Below are 17,092 nucleotides of genomic sequence, written 5' to 3'. Positions count from 1 at the left end.
TTATGCGTTCCCCTGTTCCTGCTGTGCCTTCTTCGCTTTTTTGCCCTTCTTGCTTTTCGCCTTGTCGTCGGTGGCGTCAGCCGCGGCGAGGACTTCCTTGCGCAACGCCTCGGGGGCGAGCGGGAAGCCGAGCGAGCGGCGGCTGTCGAAGTAGGCCTGGGCAACGGCTCGAGCCAGGGTGCGAACCCGAAGAATGAAACGCTGACGCTCGGTCACCGAGATGGCGTGGCGGGCGTCCAGCAGGTTGAAGGTGTGGGAGGCTTTGAGTACCTGCTCGTAGGCTGGCAGTGCCAGGCCCGCTTCAATCAGGCGAGCGCTTTCCCGCTCGTGCACGTCGAAGCTGTGGAACAGGAACTCGGTGTCGGCGTGCTCGAAGTTGTAGGTGGACATCTCCACTTCCTGCTGGTGGAACACGTCACCGTAGGTGACCACACCGTCAGGGCCTTCCGTCCAGACCAGATCGTATACGCTGTCCACACCCTGCAGGTACATGGCGATGCGCTCCAGCCCGTAGGTCAGCTCGCCGGTGACCGGGAAGCACTCCAGGCCGCCAACCTGCTGGAAGTAGGTAAACTGGGTGACTTCCATACCGTTCAGCCAGATTTCCCAGCCCAGGCCCCAGGCGCCCAGTGTCGGGGACTCCCAGTTGTCTTCCACAAACCGGATGTCGTGCACCAGCGGGTCCAGGCCCAGGGCACGGAGGGAATCCAGATACAGTTCCTGAATGTTGTCCGGCGATGGCTTCAGAACCACCTGGAACTGGTAATAGTGCTGCAGGCGGTTGGGGTTCTCACCGTAACGGCCGTCGGTGGGGCGGCGGCTGGGCTGTACATAGGCAGCGTTCCAGGTTTCCGGCCCGATGGCACGCAGGAAGGTGGCCGGGTGGAAGGTGCCGGCACCCACTTCCATGTCCAGGGGCTGAAGAACCACGCAGCCGTGCTGCGCCCAGAAATTCTGCAGAGCCAGGATCAGGCCCTGGAAGGTCCCGATATCCGGAGTAGTCTGTTTTGTTGCCTTGTCTGTCACGACGGTTGCCTGCTGATCAGTCTGTGTGTGGCGCCCCGGTTATCCTTCGGGACGCTCTGAAAAAAGAAAGGCGCATTATACGCGTGCTGGCTGTGTATTTCTAAGTCAGAAGAAGGTGAGCCCAACCTGGAACAGTTTTTCCACATCGCGGATGCGGGTTTTATCGACCAGGAACAGGATAACGTGGTCATCCGGCTGTATCCGGAGGTGATCGTGGGCGATCAGAACTTCGTTGCGACGGACAATGGCACCGATGGTCGTGCCTTCCGGCAGGTTGATTTCATCCAGCCGTTTGCCCACCACCTTGGACGATCGATGGTCGCCGTGGGCAATTGCTTCGATCGCCTCGGCAGCGCCCCTGCGCAGTGAGTGAACGTTTACCACGTCGCCCCGGCGTACGTGGGTCAATAGACTGCCGATGGTGGTTTGCTGGGGCGAGATGGCCACGTCGATGTCGCCACCCTGGATCAAGTCCACGTAGTCCGGGTTGTTGATCAGGGTCAGTACCTTGCGGGCACCGAGGCGCTTGGCCAGAAGTGACGCCATGATGTTGGCTTCATCGTCGTTGGTCACCGCACAGAATACATCGGTGTTTTCGATGTTCTCTTCCAGCAGGATGTCCTTGTTGGCGGCGTTGCCTTCGAGCACCACGGTCTTGCGCAGGTTTTCTGAAAGCATCACACAGCGCTCGTGGTCCCGTTCCAGCAGCTTGACCTGGTAACGGCTTTCCAGGGTGTTGGCCAGGCGCTGGCCAATGTTGCCACCGCCGCAGATAAAGATGCGCTTGTAGGGTTTTACCAGCGGCTGGAGCTCACTCATGACAGACTTGATGTGGTCGGCCGCAGCAATGAAGAACACCTCATCGCCGTCCTCAATTACCGTGTTTCCTTCGGGCATGATTGCCCGGTCTTTCCGGAAAATTGCCGCCACCCGGGTATCGATCTTGGGCATGTGTGTGCGCAGGTAAGACAGCTCATGGCCCACCAGTGGCCCGCCCTTCGTGGCACGGATGGCCACCAGACGGGTCAGCCCCTTGGAGAACTCAAGCACCTGTAAGGCGCCGGGGTTTTCGATCAGCCGGGTAATGTGCTTTGTCACCAGGTGCTCGGGGCTGATCAGAACGTCGATCGGGAAGCCGCGGAGACTGTCCAGATCCTTGGTCTGGTCACGCTGGTAAAACAGCTCCGATTTTGCCAGGTAGGCGTTGGCCCGCACCCGGCAGATGGTAGTCGGTGTCTTGTAGAGAAGCTTGCTGACCTGGCACGCCACCATGTTGGTCTCGTCGCTGTTGGTCACTGCGATGAGCATGTCGGCATCTTCGGCCCCGGCCTGGCGCAGTGACGTCGGATAGGACGCCGCACCCTGGACCGTGCGGATATCAAGCCGGTCCTGCAGCTCCCGCAACCGGGCACTGTCGGAGTCGATGATGGTGATGTCGTTGGCTTCGTTGGCAAGGTTTTCGGCGAGTGTTCCGCCGACCTGGCCGGCCCCGAGAATCAGGATTTTCATGGTTCGGGTTTCTCCAGCACGGCATAGAAGAAGCCGTCATGGCTGTCCGGATCGGGGAGCAGTTGCCGCCCCGCACCCATATCGCGCCCCCACTGAGCCTCTGGCTCAACAAGGATGGCATCGGTCTGCTGCTTGCAGAACCGCTGAATTATACGGTGGTTTTCCTGGGGGAACACCGAACAGGTGGCATACACCAGCCGGCCTCCGGGTTTCAGGATAGCCCACATCGCGTCCAGTAACCCGAGCTGTATAGCCGCAAGGGGAGTAATGTCCGATTCACGGCGTAATAACTTGATATCGGGATGACGGCGAATCACGCCGCTGGCGCTGCAGGGCACGTCCAGCAGAATGCGATCGAATGCCTCGCCGTCCCACCATTGGTCGGTCGCAGCGGCATCGGCCTGTTTCAGAGTGGCGTCCAGATCCAGGCGATCGAGATTCTCCTGGACCCGGGGCAGGCGTTCCGCGGATTCATCTATGGCGACCACTTCTGCCAGTTCGCCACAACTTTCCAGGATTGCGCAGGTTTTGCCCCCAGGCGCGGCGCAGGCATCCAGAACTCTCTGGCCTGGCGACAGATCCAGCAGGGTCGTGCACAGCTGCGCCGCTTCATCCTGCACGCTCACGGCGCCGTCAGCGAACCAGGGTAGTTGGTCGACAGGCGCAGGATGGGCCAATTGAATGCCGTGGGGTGCAAAACGGGTCGGGCTGGCCTCAATGCCAGCTTCTTTCAGCAGGCCGAGATACTCGTCACGGGAAAAACGCAACGCGTTCACTCTCAATGTCATGGGCGCCTGCGCATTGTTGGCGTTCAGAATCTGCTGCCAGTCTTCCGGCCAGTTGTGGCGGAGTTTTTCCACCATCCAGACGGGGTGACTGAAACGGGCAGAATCGTCTGCTGGCTCGGGTGCGCCTTCCCGTTCTGCGGCCCTGAGTACCCCGTTCACCAGGCCGGTCAGGTGCGGTTTGTCCAGGGCCCGGCAGGCTTCGACGGTTTCATTGAGTATGGCGTAGGTGGCCTGTTGGCTGAAGCGTAACTGGAACAGGGCCACCAGCATCAGGTGATGGACGACGCGGTCCGGTTTGCGCAGGGGCTTTTTCAGCCGGCCATTGAGTTCGCCCTCCAGTCGGTGAAACCAGCGGCACGTACCATAACAAAGCGCCTGGAGTTCGGGGCGTTCGTTGGCGGGCAGGCGGTTCAGGGCTGGCGGAAGGCACTGGGACAGGGATTGACCGTTTTCCACGGCCAGCATCACGCCGGCGGCGATGGCGCGCATGGGTTGTTGTCGGTCCCCCATGTCAGCGCAGCTCCTGGCCGGGCATCAGCAGTTCTTTGCCGCCGTTGATCAGGTCATTCACGCTCTGGGCGCGGGAGCCTGGCAGTTGCAGGCGGGTGATGCGCAGGGTGCCGTTGCCGCAGGCAATATCGATCCCGTCCCGATCCCTATGCACCACGGTGCCGGGAAACGCGTCGCTGTCTGTCACAAGGGCGCGGGCTTCGTGAATGCGGATCCGTTGATCGCCCAGATCGGTGTAGGTTCCGGGCCAGGGGTTGAAAGCTCTAATCAGCCGTTCAATGGCTGTGGCTTCCGTGGCCCAGTCAATATGGCCCTCGGTTTTGCTCAGTTTGCTGGCGTAGCAGGCGAGGTCGTCGTTCTGCGGTTCCCCGGTAAGTTCACCTTTCTTTAAAAGCTCCAGGGCCTTGATGATGGCCTTGCCACCAAGCTCCGCGAGCCGGTCGTGCAGGCTGCCCCCGGTGTCGCTCGTATCGATAGCGGTCAGGGATTTCAACAGCATGGCCCCGGTATCCAGGCCTTCGTCCATCTGCATGATGGTGATGCCGGTCTCTGAATCGCCTGCGGCGATCGCCCTCTGGATGGGAGCGGCACCGCGCCAGCGTGGCAGCAGCGAGGCGTGGATGTTCAGGCAGCCGTGGGTGGGAATGTCGAGCACCGCCTTTGGCAGGATCAGGCCGTAGGCGGCGACGATCATCACGTCCGGCTTCAGGTCGGCCAACTGCTTCTGCGCTTCGGCTGTTTTCAGTGTTTCGGGCTGGAAGACCGGGATCTCATGGTCCAGCGCCACCTGCTTGACCGGGCTGGGCTGCAGCTTCCGGCCACGGCCGGCGGGGCGGTCCGGCTGGGAATAAACGCCAACGATGGTGTGGCCGGCGGCAATCAAGGCTTTGAGCGCGGTTGCCGCGAAATCCGGGGTGCCAGCAAAAACAAGTCGCACGGTGTTGTGATCTCTGTTTCGTTGTAATACGAAAAGACCGGGTCATGACCCGGTCAGGAAGATAGTGTCTGGTTATTCGCTCGCCTGCAGCCTGATCAGGCGCTCTTCTTGTGCTGCTTCTCCAGCTTCTTGCGAATCCGGTTACGCTTTAGCGAGCTGAGGTAGTCAACGAACAGCTTCCCGTTCAGGTGATCCATCTCATGCTGGATGCAGACTGCGAGCAGACCTTTCGCCTCCAGTTCAAACGGTTTGCCGTCCCTGTCCAGCGCCCGGATCATACAGTGTTCGATCCGTTCGACATCTTCGTAGAATCCCGGAACCGACAGGCAGCCCTCCTGCATGGCCTCTTTCTCGCCATCCAGCACGGTTACCTCCGGATTGATAAACACCCGCGGCTCGCTCTTGTCCTCCGACAGATCCATGACAATGATCTGTTTATGAACGTTGACCTGGGTCGCCGCCAGGCCAATACCGGGCGCATCGTACATGGTCTCGAACATGTCGTCGATCAGCTTGCGGTCGGCGTCCGTGACCTCTTCTACCGGCTTGGCAATGGTGCGCAGACGGGGATCCGGGTATTCGAGAATCTCAAGTATCATAGGTCGGTCTTTTTGCCTGTGTGTCGGGAGGCCAGCATGATCATGTCGGCCTCTCTTTTGACTTTGCTGCTCTTTGTAACAGTCTGAAACTGATGTCCGAAATGCGACAGCGTACTGCGCAAATTTTCGCCCTGCCTCTACTATTATCGGGGCAAGGCCCCAGCTTTCAACGGCTGGAGGGGTTATCAGCGCTAATAAGCCTATTATCCAATAATTCGTCGATTGAGTACAAACTGATCAGTTAATAGTTAAAATCTTTCAGCGGCGGGATAGAATTTACTGGAAGAACAAAAGATAACATCACAATTTGCGAGACTTCTTCTATAGTAACTGGAATAACAACGTAATAAGCTGCAGGTAACTGACTGCATCCCAACAGAATGCAAAGAATCAAGGCACGCGATCAAGGACTTACACAATGAGGAAACTGCTGTACGCTCTGGCAGCAACTACGCTGCTTATAACCTCCTGGGCCCATGCTGCACCGGAGCTGCGGTCCGATCATCCCGAGCGTTACACCGTTGTGAAGGGTGACACCCTCTGGGACATCTCGGCCCGTTTTCTGAATAATCCCTGGTACTGGCCGGAAATATGGCATGTGAACCCGCAGGTCGCCAACCCTCACCTTATTTATCCTGGTGATCGCCTTGCCCTGGTTTACATCGACGGCAAACCCCGAATTACCAAGGTGGCCAGCAGCGAAGTGGTGAAGCTGTCGCCGAAGGTTCGGTCCGAGCCCATCGACACGCCGATCCCGGCTATCCCGCTGGATGCCATTGGCAGCTTCCTCACCGACACCCGTATTGTCAGCCCGGAAGAAATCAATGGCGCCCCTTACGTTCTGGAAGGGGAAGATGGCCGGATTATTACCGGTGCCGGCGACAAACTCTATGCCCGTGGCGAGAAGCCTGCGGACAAAGTGGGTATCTTCCGCCGCAGCAAGGAGTTCCGCGACCCGGAAACTGGCGAATTCCTTGGTCTGGAGGCCCGGAGTATTGCCCGTGGTGACGTGGCCCGGGAAAACGGCGACGTGCTGACCGTAAATCTGACCAGCTCCAGCGAAGAAGTTCGCATTGGTGACCGGCTGATGGTGAGCGAAGACCGTCGTCTGACCACCAGCTTTGTGCCCAGCGCTCCTGACCAGGATGTGGAAGGACAGATGATCTCCGTCGACGGCGGTGTGAGCCAGATCGGTCAGTTCGATGTGGTGGCCATCAACCGCGGCACCCGGGAAGGGCTGGAAGCGGGCAACGTGATGGCCGTTCTGAAAAGCGGCAATCTGGTTCGCGATCCGGTAACCGGAGAAACCATCGAACTGCCCTCCGAGCGTGCCGGGCTGCTGATGGTGTTCCAGGCCTACGAAAAAATGAGCTACGGCCTGGTACTTCAGGCCACCCGTGCTTTGACAGTGGGTGACAAGGTTGCCAACCCCTGATTGACTGATTACCGACAGATGCAACGGCCGGACCAGGAAGGTCCGGCCTCGCTTTTTCCAAGGACGATGCCGTGTTTTCCTCTGCCACAGCCCAATGGCTGTTTCTGACCTGCCTGCCAGACGTTGGCCGTGCCCGTCGGCGTGAACTGCTGACAGGATTTCCTGACCTGCCCCGACTCCTTTCAATGAATGCCGCCACCTTGCGGGCCATGGGCATGACTGCAGACGCCACGGCGGCAATCCAGGCCTGGCAAAAGCAGGATGATGCCCATCCGGCGGTACGTGAGGTCCGGGCGATCAGGGACAATTGCTGCAAGCATGGCATCGGGATTCTGACCTGGCCGGATAGTCATTACCCGGAGCAGTTGCGGCACATCCACGACGCGCCCCTGGTGCTGTATACCCTCGGTGATACGGGGCTTATGGCCCGGGACCAGATCGGTATTATCGGCAGCCGGAAGGCCACGCCGGCCGGCCTGGACCATGCCCGACGGTTTGCTGCGGAACTCAGTTCCCGGGAGTTACTGGTGACCAGTGGTCTGGCGCTTGGTGTTGATGGTGCTGCCCACGCCGGTGCGCTCGATGCCGGGTTTCCGACCATCGCGGTGGTTGGTCGCGGCCTGGACCGCATCTACCCCCATCAGCATCGACGGCTTGGTGAGCGGGTCATTCAGCATGGTCTGATGATTTCCGAGTATCCCCCCGGTACGCCGGCACGAGCCGCCCACTTTCCCCAGCGCAACCGTATTATCAGCGGCCTGAGCCGGGGCGTGCTGGTGGTGGAGGCGGGTCTGCGCAGTGGCTCCCTGATTACTGCGCGAATGGCGTTGGAACAGGGGCGTGAAGTTTTCGCTATTCCCGGGTCGGTGCACAGTCCGGTTGCCCGGGGCTGTCATCACTTGATCAAACAGGGTGCTCGACTGGTTGAGACGGTGGACGACATTCTCGAAGAATTGGGTGCCTGGTGGTCTCCGCCGCTTAAGGCCGGCCCTGACTCGGCGCCAGAGCCAAAGCCGCAGGGCAAAGGACTCCTGGCCGGATTGGACAGCCGGGAAATCGCGGTATTTGAGGCTTTAGGGTATGATCCACAATCAACCGATGCACTGAGTTCAGCGACCGGTCTTCCCGCCGACCAGCTCATGCAGTCCCTATTGCTTCTCGAGTTGCAGGGGCTCATCAGTTCGGCCCCGGGGGGCTATCAGAAAGTCGCGTGAAACCGGTGTGAACATCTACCCTGATCAACCCTGACAGAGGCGCATGCCCGATTCCCATCCCCTTTCTGACTGGCAACTGCATTGTGCCCGCCGCACGATTTTCAGTGGCGGTGTTATCGCCTATCCCACCGAGGCTGTCTGGGGCCTGGGTTGTGATCCCTGGGATCAGGAGGCGGTGGAGCGGATTCTGGAGCTGAAGCAGCGCCCGGTTGAGAAAGGCGTGATTCTGGTGGCTTCGTCTGTCGACCAGTTCCGCTTCCTTCTGGAGCCCCTGTCTCAGGCGCTTCAAGACGAGGCAGAGCGCTACTGGCCGGGACCTGTGACCTGCCTCCTGCCCGATGTCGAGCGGCAGATCCCGGAATGGGTGCGCGGGAAGCACACCTCCATCGCGGTGCGGGTCAGCGAGCACCCCGTGGTGGGCGCCCTGTGTAAGGCGGCGGGAATGCCCCTGGTTTCCACCTCCTGCAACCCGGCAGGGCGCCAGCCGGCCCGGCATATCTGGCAAGTCCGGCGCTATTTCGGCGATCAGCTTGACTGGATCGTGCCCGGCGCATTGGGCGGTAATCGCAAACCCAGCCGTATTATTGATATTGTCAGCGGTCAGCAACTTCGTTAGGAGCGTTTATGCCACAGCAACCCGATAGCCAGGCGGTAAAGCAGTATCTGCTGGGATTGCAGGAGTCGATCTGTAGCCGGCTGGAGGCCCTCGATGAGGGCGCATCTTTCATTCGGGATGCCTGGGACCGACCGGAGGGTGGCGGTGGTATAAGCCGTGTTATTACAGAGGGTCGCGTGTTCGAGAAAGGCGGTGTCAATTTTTCCCATGTGATGGGTGACACCATGCCGGCCTCCGCCACCGCCCACCGCCCGCATCTGGCCGGTGCTCCCTGGCAGGCCATGGGCGTGTCGCTGGTTATCCACCCCAACAACCCTTTTGTGCCGACGTCCCACGCCAACGTCCGGTTTTTCATCGCCACACCGAAGGGCAGTGAGCCAGTGTACTGGTTTGGTGGTGGCTACGACCTCACGCCTTACTACGGTTTCGAAGAAGACTGTGTGCACTGGCACCAGACAGCCCGTGACGCCTGCGAGCCGTTTGGAGAGGGCACCTACAAGCGCTTCAAGGATTGGTGCGATGATTACTTTTATCTGAAACACCGGGATGAACCCCGGGGTGTTGGTGGTCTGTTTTTTGATGACCACAACACAGGCGACTTCGAGCAGGATTTCGGCCTGATGAAAGCGGTAGGTGACAGCTATATTGAAGCCTACGAGCCCATTGTCCGGCGCCGCATGGACCACCCATACGGTGACCGCGAGCGGGACTTTCAGCTCTATCGTCGAGGACGGTACGTGGAATTCAATCTCGTCTATGACCGCGGTACGCTGTTTGGCCTGCAATCCGGCGGTCGGACGGAATCCATCCTGATGTCCCTGCCGCCGCTGGTGCGCTGGGATTACAACCGGACCGCGGAGCCTGGCTCGGAGGAAGCCCGGCTAACCGACTATTTCCTGACCGGCCGGGACTGGCTGGAGGCGCAGCATGACTAACGATCTATACGCGGTGGTTGGCAACCCCATCAGCCACAGCAAATCACCGAGGATTCACAGCCTGTTTGCCAGGGAGACCGGTGAGCCGGTTGAGTACACGGCGATACAGGCGCCGCGGGATGATTTCGCCGGCACCGTAAAACAGTTCTTCGAGCGGGGCGGGAAGGGCCTCAATGTGACCGTGCCTTTCAAGGAAGAAGCCTGGAAGCTGGCGGACCGTCGTACCGAGCGTGCCGAGAATGCCGGGGCCGCCAATACCCTGTACCTGGATGGTGATGGCGTGCTTGTCGCTGACAATACCGACGGGTGCGGTATTGTCCGTGACTTGCTCATAAACCACGGTGTCACCCTGAACGCAGCGCGGATTCTGGTGCTGGGTGCCGGAGGCGCCGTTCGGGGTGTTCTGGGTCCGATCCTGGCGGAGCATCCTGGCGCCATTACCATCGCCAACCGAACCGTTGCCAAGGCTGAGGCCCTGGTTGAACTGTTTACACCCGTGGCTGGCGAAACCAGGCTTTCTGCCTGCGGATTCGAACAGCCCTCTGAGCCGTTTGATTTGATCATCAACGGTACCAGCGCCAGCCTCCAGGGCGATTTGCCCCCGCTGTCACCGAAGGTGATTGCAGAGAAAACCGTGGTCTACGACATGATGTATTCTCTGCAGACCACCACCTTTAACCGGTGGGCACTTGAACAGGGCGCACAGATCGTTCACGACGGGCTTGGTATGCTGGTGGAGCAGGCAGCGGAATCGTTCCGGATCTGGCGCGGGGTGAGTCCTGCCACCCGCCCCGTCATCGATGAATTGCGTAACGACTGAGCCGCTGTGCCCGTGATGGGCTATGCTCATGGTCAACTTCCGTAGGGATTTTCGATGGACATTCTTACCCTTGTCGGGCTTGTCGCCGGTGTTCTTATCGTCATTCTGGCGATGCTGGCCAATGCCTCCTTCCTGACGTTCCTGAATCTTCCGGGGCTGGCCATCGTGTTGGGTGGCACCTTTGCGGTTACCCTGATCAAATTCCGCATGGCATCGGTGATGAGCGCTTTCCGGCTGGCCATGTCTGCTGCCTTTACCGACCGTATGGCGCGGCCAACGGAACTGATCCGGGAAGTGGGCTCGCTGGCCATGGTGGTGCGTAAGGAAGGCATTCTGGGCCTGGAGAACCACCAGACTGACAACGCGTTCCTTCAGAAGGCGATCAATCTGTGTGTCGACGGTCACCCGCCGGAACTGGTGGAAGAGGCGCTGGCCCAGGAAACTCAACAGACTGCCGAGCGGTACGAAGTGGCCGAGCGGGTGTTCCGTGGTATCGGTGAATCCGCCCCGGCTATTGGCATGCTGGGCACCCTGGTGGGCCTGGTACAGATGCTTAATACCCTGGATGACCCATCCTCCATTGGTCCGGCCATGGCGATCGCCCTGCTCACTACCCTATACGGTGCGTTTATTGCCCAGCTGATTGCCCTGCCCCTGGCCGACAAGCTGCAACTGAAAGCCGAGGATGAGTCCCGGAACCAGATGCTTATCATCACGTCCATCAAGAACATCATGCGCGGCGAAAATCCCCGGGTGATGACCGAACTGCTGTCCTCGTTTGTCCACCCCGAACAGCGCACCGGCCTGGCGCCGGAGCGGGAGGCCTGAGGGTTTGGAACTGGTCCAGAAGAGAAACCGGAAGCGTTTGCAGAACCAGACGCCGGGCTGGATCGTTACCTTCGCCGATCTGGCCACCCTGCTGCTGACTTTTTTCATCCTGCTGCTGTCGTTTGCCGAAATGGACGTTGAGAAGTACCGTGCCATGGCGAATTCCATGGCGGTGGCTTTTGGCTCCAGCAACGTCCTGGCCGAGGATATCGGCGGCTCCCCACTGACCATGATCGAATCGGATTCCGTCTCCCTGCCCGAGCCCACCGAGTCCCAGACCCGGGAGCCCGAATTCATCGATGAGCGGGCCGAGGGGGCCGCGCCCACGCAGATTCCCGGTGGTGTGATTGATCTGGCCAGCCGGATGATCCGGGAGCTGGAATCGGAGGTGGCCTCCGAAGCGTTGAGTGTCAATTACGACCAGAACCAGGTGGTGATCCGCTTTTCCGAGGAGGCCACTTTTCGATCCGGTGATGCCGCCATCAAACCGGAAATGATCCCGATCATCGAACGGGTGGTGAACGTGCTCTCGGCGTGTACCGGCGATGTGTTGGTGTCCGGTTACACCGATGACCGGCCGATTTCCAGCGACCGCTACCGCTCCAACTGGGATCTTTCCGCGGCCCGTGCCGTGTCGGTGGTGCACGAGCTGGTGATGAACCGTCAGGTACCGGCTGAGCGGGTGGTGGCGGCCGGGCGTGCCGAGACCAACCCGCTTGCGCCCAACGACACGCCGGAGAACCGGGCCCTGAACCGGCGAGTGGAAATCGCCATCCGCAACCCCGAATGCAGCGATGAGGTTCCCACTGGCGACCTGCCTGTCGAAATCATGCCCTGAGTCTTATAGCCGGTGCGTAGCTTCTCATGAGCAATCCATATAACTGTCCTGCTTTCAGGGCTTTATACTGTGCGCCCGATAACTGACTGGCACAGCAAAGCGAGAGAGCAACCATGAGTGGACCGGACAAGCCAAAAGTAATTGGCGAAGAATGGAGCGACGAGCGGGTGAGGAGTTTTCTGGATATCCGCCCCTGGGATGCTAACGAAAATGCTGATTACCATGCCCTGTTGAAAGCCTATCAGGCCATGCGGGCGGAAGACTTTGAACGCTTTATCGGGTTTTTCGTTGCCGAAAATCGGGATCTGAATGCCCCTGGTCCGGACGGAGAGACCATTCTGGACTTGATCTCCCGGCATCGGCGCAGTGTGGATTACGCCAGTGCCCTGGAAAAGGCCGGCGCCAGAACAACGACCGCAGCCGGAAACTGAACCCGGTGCGGCCGTCTGTCGCTGACTGAGATTTCCGGCGTTTACTGCACGTCGACCTCGATGGCCTTGGGTTCTTTGGGCTCGGCCTTCTGGAGCGTCAGGGTCAGCATGCCGTCCTTGAAGTTCGCCTTCACGCTGTTTTCATCAACGTTTTCCGGCAGCGTGAAGCGACGCAGGAAGCTACCGTAGAAACGCTCAATCCGGTGGTGCTTCTTGTCCTTGGTCTCGTCTTCACTCTTGCGCTCACCCTGAATGCTCAGAACGCCCTCGTGCACTGTCACCTTCACGTCCTCCTTGGACATGCCCGGCAGCTCGGCCTCAATGGTAAAGGCTTCCGGAGTCTCCTTGATGTCCACGGCCGGAGCCCAGTCGCTGCGGCTGAACAGGTCCTTGCCTTCGCGCTCGCCGCCTGAGCGGGTCAGGCCGAACATGCGGTTATAGCGGTTCATCAGGTCTTCGAACTCATTGACCGGATTCCAGCGGGTAAGATTGCTCATAAGGCAGCCCTCCTTTTTTAAACGAAACGAATCTGAATAGTTGAGCATCAGCTTCGATCGCGGAACTGCTCCATGCCGGTGGCGCCACCCGGATGGTTATCCGTGAACCTCTGCTATTTCCGAATGTAGGTGCATAGCGGATGTTTTCAAGGGTGAGGTTGATGGAATTTTGATCAGGGTCAAATCGGGTTCAGGGTTGACCGAAATGGCGGTGCAGAAAGGGGCGGAAACGGCTCATTGTGGCTCCGGGTGTTTCCGGATCGGGCCGGATACCGGGTCGAAATCCCGGCAGTTCACCGGACAAAAACGGTTCCACCAGTTTCGGGTCTGCACTGACGACATGAACAATGACATCGCGGCTGGCGTCCTCACCCGTGATCAGGGGGGCTGGCTGATGGTCACCCAGGATGATCATCAGCGCGTTCTGGCTCAGATAGTGGGCGGCAAAGCCTCCGGCAACCTCCAGGGCATAGGCAATGGCCTGTCCGTAATGCTGGCGGACCCGGTCCGGGTCGCGCCATAGCGAAACCGGTGCCTCGCCAGCGCCTTTCCAGCGCTGGAACACCTCTCCGTTGCCAATGCTTTGCCAGTCATCAAGCACCGGCAGGATTGGAACCCAGGGCGCGTGGCTGCTGATCAGGGCAAGTTCAGCGAACAAAGGACCCTGATGGCTGTCACGAATGGCCTGAAACCGGTGCCAGGTATATTGATCGGGCATGGTGACCCAGTTGAACGGTGGCCCCTGGTAATCCAGATCGTCGTGATCGTAGATCCGGTCGTAGCGAAACAGTCGGCCCTCGGGCCAGGCCCGGGTGATCGCCGGCATCACGGCCAGGGTTGTGTGTCCGGTACTTCGGAAGTCATCGATCAGGGTGGCGTAGCCGCTGCTGAGCAGGGTTTCGTAGGCAAGCTGGTTGTGAATCCACTGGCCGCTGAGCACGGAAAGGTGGCCGAGCCAGGACTGGCCACCCTGGATTGGCGACTGCAGTCGGCCTGTGGCGACCGTGAGCCCCGCAGCGTCAAGCGACTGGCCCATCGCTTCGAGGCCCGGGCCGACCAGGGAGCGGTAGCGTTCGTCCGTAACAGTCGAGACGCCATAGGACTCAATGAACCCCAGAATCACATCCGTTTGCGCCAGCTTCGCCAGCGGTGAGGGTTGGCTCTGTCGACCGGGCCCGGCGTTCAGCTCTTTGGCAAAGTTTCGGGTGGTCTGGTGCGTGTGAGTGATCAGGGAGGCCTGATTGGCAACGAAGGCCAGCGCCGGGCTGCCAATCCACGGGGTTACGGCCCCGGCCAGGAACAGGCCGGATACCAGCCAGAGCGGTTTGCCAAGGCGAGCCGGAGAGTGCTGTGCCAGCCGTTCCAGTCCGTACCGAAACAGGCGACCCACCCCGGCAAGTAAGGCTGCCAGAATGATGAGGGCCAGCACCGCCAAACCGGCACCCAGGTTGGTATCCAGGAGGCTCCAGGCCGCGTCCAGCAGACCCAACTCCAGATACAGGTTAAGACCACGGCCCAGACTTTCCCGCACCAGGGCATCCGCCAGGACAAGAAGAACCAGTAGTCCATAAAGAACAGCCAGTACCTGGCCGACGCGATACTTTTGCTCGGGCTTCCTGAGTCCGCAAATGAGGGCCCAGACGATCAGGGCCTCCGGAGAAAACCAGGGCGTGTCGCCGGGCAAAGCCAAGGAAGGCAAAAGGAATAATCCGTTCAGAAGCAGCAGCCAGACCAGTATCACGAAGCTGCCTCTACCCATGTCAGGGCTGCTGGCTGGCGGGGCAAGGACACCGGTGCCGGAGGCCTTTGCTCAAGAGACCGGGCCATGCGGACCAGCACCTCCCGCCAGGGTGATTCGTGCGAGGCATGCCAGGCTCGGCAATGCAGCGCTTTCAGGGCTTCCGGATGGTTGCAGATCAGACTGAGTTCGCGGTGACTAAGGGCCTGTTTGCCTTCAATGGCGCAGCGATCAACCAGGCGCGCCAGCGCCCGTGCCTTTTTACCGGTGGCTGGCAGTGCGTCGTAGTCTGTAACCCCTGCAAAGACAGGCGACAGAACCACCTGTTCAAACCAGCTCAAACGACCCGGATCATGGCTGAGTGGGCCGGTGGTCTCGGCCAGCTCAATCACTCGGGTGGTTTGCTCATCCTCTGGCACTTGCAGCCAGGTGCCCAAGCCTGGGGTTCGACCAAGCCAGCAGGCCAGGCCCGGTGCCAACAACACCGGTGCCATGACCGGCAGGGCCCAGGGCGTCAGCGTTGGCGCATGCCAGTAAATGAGGGTCAGGCCTGCCGCCGCCGAGGCGAGGAGCAGGCCATAGTGCCGGAGGCTCAGCCCCGGAGTGAGCCCGCCGGACCTGTTTTGCCCCTGCCAGCCCACTTTGAGATTCAGTACAGCCTGAACCACATGGAGCGTGTGAACCAGCATCCGGATGGGCGCCAGTGCCAGGGCCGCGAGTGTTTCGAGAAAGGTATTGGCACAGAGCCTGAACAGACCTCCGAATCTGGCAGTTCTTCCAGCCAACCAATGGTCCCCTACGGCCAGAAGTCGTGGCCCAAAGAGTAGCAGTGCGGTCACGGCGACCAGCAGAGCCCCTGCGCTTGAGCCCGCCTCCGTTGTGGCCATCACCCCCGGCAGTGCCGGCGTCGCCGACGGTCCGGCCAACGCCACAAATCCGGACAGGCCCAGGAAAACCAGCCAGAGTGGCGACGCCAGGTAAGAGAGAATGCCGGTTACCAGGGCCATCCGGTGGCCCAGCCGTAGTTTGCCCATGGTTGCCAGCAGCCAGAGGTGCTGGAGATTGCCACGACACCAGCGCTGGTCCCGGACCAGATCGTCTTCCAGGGTTGGTGGTGATTCCTCAAAACTGCCGGCGATGGCAGGTTCCAGCCACACTTCGTAGCCTGCCCGGCCCATCAGCGCAGCCTCGATAAAATCATGGCTGAGTACCGGCCCCCGGAACAGGCCCGGGCCCTGAAGCTTGCGCAGACCGCAGTGGGCCATGAACGGGGCTACCCTGATGATCGCATTGTGGCCCCAGTAGGTGGCCTCCCCCAGTTGAATGGCCGCCAGTCCTGCGCTGTAGAGCCTGCCATAGCAGCGGTTGGCAAACTGTTGCAGGCGGGCAAACCGGGTTTCTGCACGGGCCAGTCGGGGTGTGGTCTGGATAATCCCGGCCTCAGGCCGGGCCTCCATCAGCTGGATAAGCCGGGTAATGCAGTTGGCACTGAGCAGGCTGTCGGCGTCCAGAACGACCATGTAGCGGTAGCGGCGGCCCCATCGACGCAGGAAATCGGCAATATTGCCGCTCTTGTAGTTCAGGTTGACGTTGCGACGCCGGTAGAACAAATGTTGATGGGGGCCAAGCTCCCGACGAATTTGCTCGCAGGTTGCCTGTTCTTCGAGCCAGATGTCCGGGTCCCGACTGTCCGATAGCACGTAGAAATCCACAGGGCGGGCTTGTCCCTTTTGCCCAAGGTCCTGGATGATCGCTTTCAAGCCACCGAGAGTATGTTGCACCGGTTCATGGCAGATGGGCATCACAACGGCGGTTGGGGCCGACAATAACTCCCTGCACCCTTCGGGCTCTACACGCCTGGAAAGGCTCCAGCCGTCCCCGCCGAAGCGCAGGGCGACGAACCCGAAAACCGCCGTCCAGAAACCCACCCCAATCCAGGCAAACAGAACCCCGAACACCGTCAACAGCGCCGCGATTGTTACGGAACCTGCCTGCTCCGGCACAGTCCGGGAAAACAGCAACATGCCCACCAGTGTCTGAGTGGCCACAATGAAGACAAGCAGAAAGCGCCGCCGCAGGGCAACGGGGCGCCAGGAATCGGAACTACTCACGGGGGTACCCGATACTGGCCCGGGTAATGGGTGGGAGATGATGACCCTGTCGAGGCCCGGGCAAGGCGAACCACTGAGGCATCAGCTCCAGCAGTTGCCCGGTACTCAAAGCGCGGCATCCAGCCCCTCGAGCCTGCAGCATGCTCTGCAACCGTGCCCGGGTTTCCGGACCGGTATCGTGGCCTGCCGCACGCAGGTACAGCAAAGCTCTATTAAAGGGTTCGTCCAATGTGTCCACAGAGGCCTCCGCCATGCAGCAG

At 60.2% G+C, this 17,092-nt stretch carries 17 protein-coding genes; 8 read left to right on the top strand and 9 right to left on the bottom strand.

Features of this window, described 5'->3' with window-relative positions; translation table 11 throughout:
- The 5 genes from glyQ to def form a co-directional block, all read right to left on the bottom strand.
- Entirely contained in the window at positions 1-1,026 is a 1,026-nt protein-coding gene (gene glyQ, locus WA411_RS02560) for a glycine--tRNA ligase subunit alpha (protein ID WP_291904961.1), read from the bottom strand.
- A 105-nt stretch (positions 1,027-1,131) separates the two neighbouring features.
- A complete protein-coding gene (trkA, locus tag WA411_RS02555; RefSeq protein WP_069182440.1) occupies positions 1,132-2,535 on the bottom strand; it encodes a Trk system potassium transporter TrkA in 1,404 nt (467 codons plus the stop codon).
- Positions 2,532-3,833: a 16S rRNA (cytosine(967)-C(5))-methyltransferase RsmB gene (gene rsmB, locus WA411_RS02550; RefSeq protein WP_291904965.1), complete on the bottom strand. Its 1,302-nt coding sequence runs from the start codon at positions 3,831-3,833 to the stop codon at positions 2,532-2,534. Before rsmB ends, trkA begins: the two co-directional genes overlap by 4 nt.
- A gap of 1 nt (position 3,834) precedes the next feature.
- On the bottom strand, positions 3,835-4,770 hold the full coding sequence (gene fmt / locus WA411_RS02545) for a methionyl-tRNA formyltransferase (protein WP_291904967.1): 936 nt from the start codon (positions 4,768-4,770) through the stop codon (positions 3,835-3,837).
- Between the two features lie 95 nt (positions 4,771-4,865).
- Complete coding sequence (gene def, locus WA411_RS02540) at positions 4,866-5,369, bottom strand: peptide deformylase (RefSeq protein WP_069182443.1); 504 nt, start codon at positions 5,367-5,369, stop codon at positions 4,866-4,868.
- Positions 5,370-5,787: 418 nt separating this feature from the next.
- Here def and WA411_RS02535 point away from each other — a divergent pair, with 418 nt between their 5' ends.
- The 8 genes from WA411_RS02535 to WA411_RS02500 all read left to right on the top strand — a co-directional run bounded on the left by WA411_RS02535 (position 5,788) and on the right by WA411_RS02500 (position 12,486).
- On the top strand, positions 5,788-6,804 hold the full coding sequence (locus WA411_RS02535; protein ID WP_291904970.1) for a LysM peptidoglycan-binding domain-containing protein: 1,017 nt from the start codon (positions 5,788-5,790) through the stop codon (positions 6,802-6,804).
- A gap of 71 nt (positions 6,805-6,875) precedes the next feature.
- Positions 6,876-8,018 carry a DNA-processing protein DprA gene (gene dprA / locus WA411_RS02530; RefSeq protein WP_136630991.1) on the top strand — a complete coding sequence of 381 codons (1,143 nt, stop codon included), beginning with the start codon at positions 6,876-6,878 and terminating at the stop codon, positions 8,016-8,018.
- A 43-nt stretch (positions 8,019-8,061) separates the two neighbouring features.
- Positions 8,062-8,634, top strand: a complete 573-nt coding sequence (locus WA411_RS02525) for an L-threonylcarbamoyladenylate synthase (RefSeq protein ID WP_291904975.1) — start codon at positions 8,062-8,064, stop codon at positions 8,632-8,634.
- An 8-nt stretch (positions 8,635-8,642) separates the two neighbouring features.
- Entirely contained in the window at positions 8,643-9,569 is a 927-nt protein-coding gene (gene hemF / locus WA411_RS02520) for an oxygen-dependent coproporphyrinogen oxidase (protein ID WP_291904977.1), read from the top strand.
- Positions 9,562-10,389 carry a shikimate dehydrogenase gene (aroE, locus tag WA411_RS02515; protein ID WP_136630989.1) on the top strand — a complete coding sequence of 276 codons (828 nt, stop codon included), beginning with the start codon at positions 9,562-9,564 and terminating at the stop codon, positions 10,387-10,389. The genes hemF and aroE overlap by 8 nt, the downstream gene beginning before the upstream one ends.
- A 54-nt stretch (positions 10,390-10,443) precedes the next feature.
- A complete protein-coding gene (locus WA411_RS02510; RefSeq protein ID WP_069182449.1) occupies positions 10,444-11,217 on the top strand; it encodes a motility protein A in 774 nt (257 codons plus the stop codon).
- A 4-nt stretch (positions 11,218-11,221) separates the two neighbouring features.
- Entirely contained in the window at positions 11,222-12,055 is an 834-nt protein-coding gene (locus tag WA411_RS02505) for a flagellar motor protein MotB (RefSeq protein ID WP_291904981.1), read from the top strand.
- A 113-nt stretch (positions 12,056-12,168) separates the two neighbouring features.
- Positions 12,169-12,486 (top strand): PA4642 family protein, encoded by a 318-nt coding sequence (locus WA411_RS02500; RefSeq protein WP_136630987.1) that lies wholly within the window; start codon positions 12,169-12,171, stop codon positions 12,484-12,486.
- Positions 12,487-12,527: 41 nt separating this feature from the next.
- On the opposite strand, the gene WA411_RS02495 is transcribed toward WA411_RS02500, so the two are convergent.
- The 4 genes from WA411_RS02495 to WA411_RS02480 all read right to left on the bottom strand — a co-directional run bounded on the left by WA411_RS02495 (position 12,528) and on the right by WA411_RS02480 (position 17,070).
- Entirely contained in the window at positions 12,528-12,983 is a 456-nt protein-coding gene (locus tag WA411_RS02495; RefSeq protein ID WP_069182452.1) for an Hsp20/alpha crystallin family protein, read from the bottom strand.
- A gap of 190 nt (positions 12,984-13,173) precedes the next feature.
- The gene (locus WA411_RS02490) at positions 13,174-14,742 is read right to left on the bottom strand and encodes a sulfatase (protein WP_291904986.1); all 1,569 of its coding nucleotides are present in this window, start codon (positions 14,740-14,742) and stop codon (positions 13,174-13,176) included.
- Positions 14,721-16,832 (bottom strand): glucans biosynthesis glucosyltransferase MdoH, encoded by a 2,112-nt coding sequence (gene mdoH, locus WA411_RS02485; protein WP_291904989.1) that lies wholly within the window; start codon positions 16,830-16,832, stop codon positions 14,721-14,723. The genes WA411_RS02490 and mdoH overlap by 22 nt, the downstream gene beginning before the upstream one ends.
- Positions 16,825-17,070: a hypothetical protein gene (locus WA411_RS02480; protein ID WP_291904991.1), complete on the bottom strand. Its 246-nt coding sequence runs from the start codon at positions 17,068-17,070 to the stop codon at positions 16,825-16,827. Before WA411_RS02480 ends, mdoH begins: the two co-directional genes overlap by 8 nt.
- Positions 17,071-17,092 lie beyond the last annotated feature (22 nt).

Source organism: Marinobacter sp. CH_CUG1437-1, assembly GCF_037029655.1.
Lineage (GTDB): Bacteria > Pseudomonadota > Gammaproteobacteria > Pseudomonadales > Oleiphilaceae > Marinobacter > Marinobacter salsuginis.
This window is presented reverse-complemented; position numbering and strand designations above follow the sequence as displayed.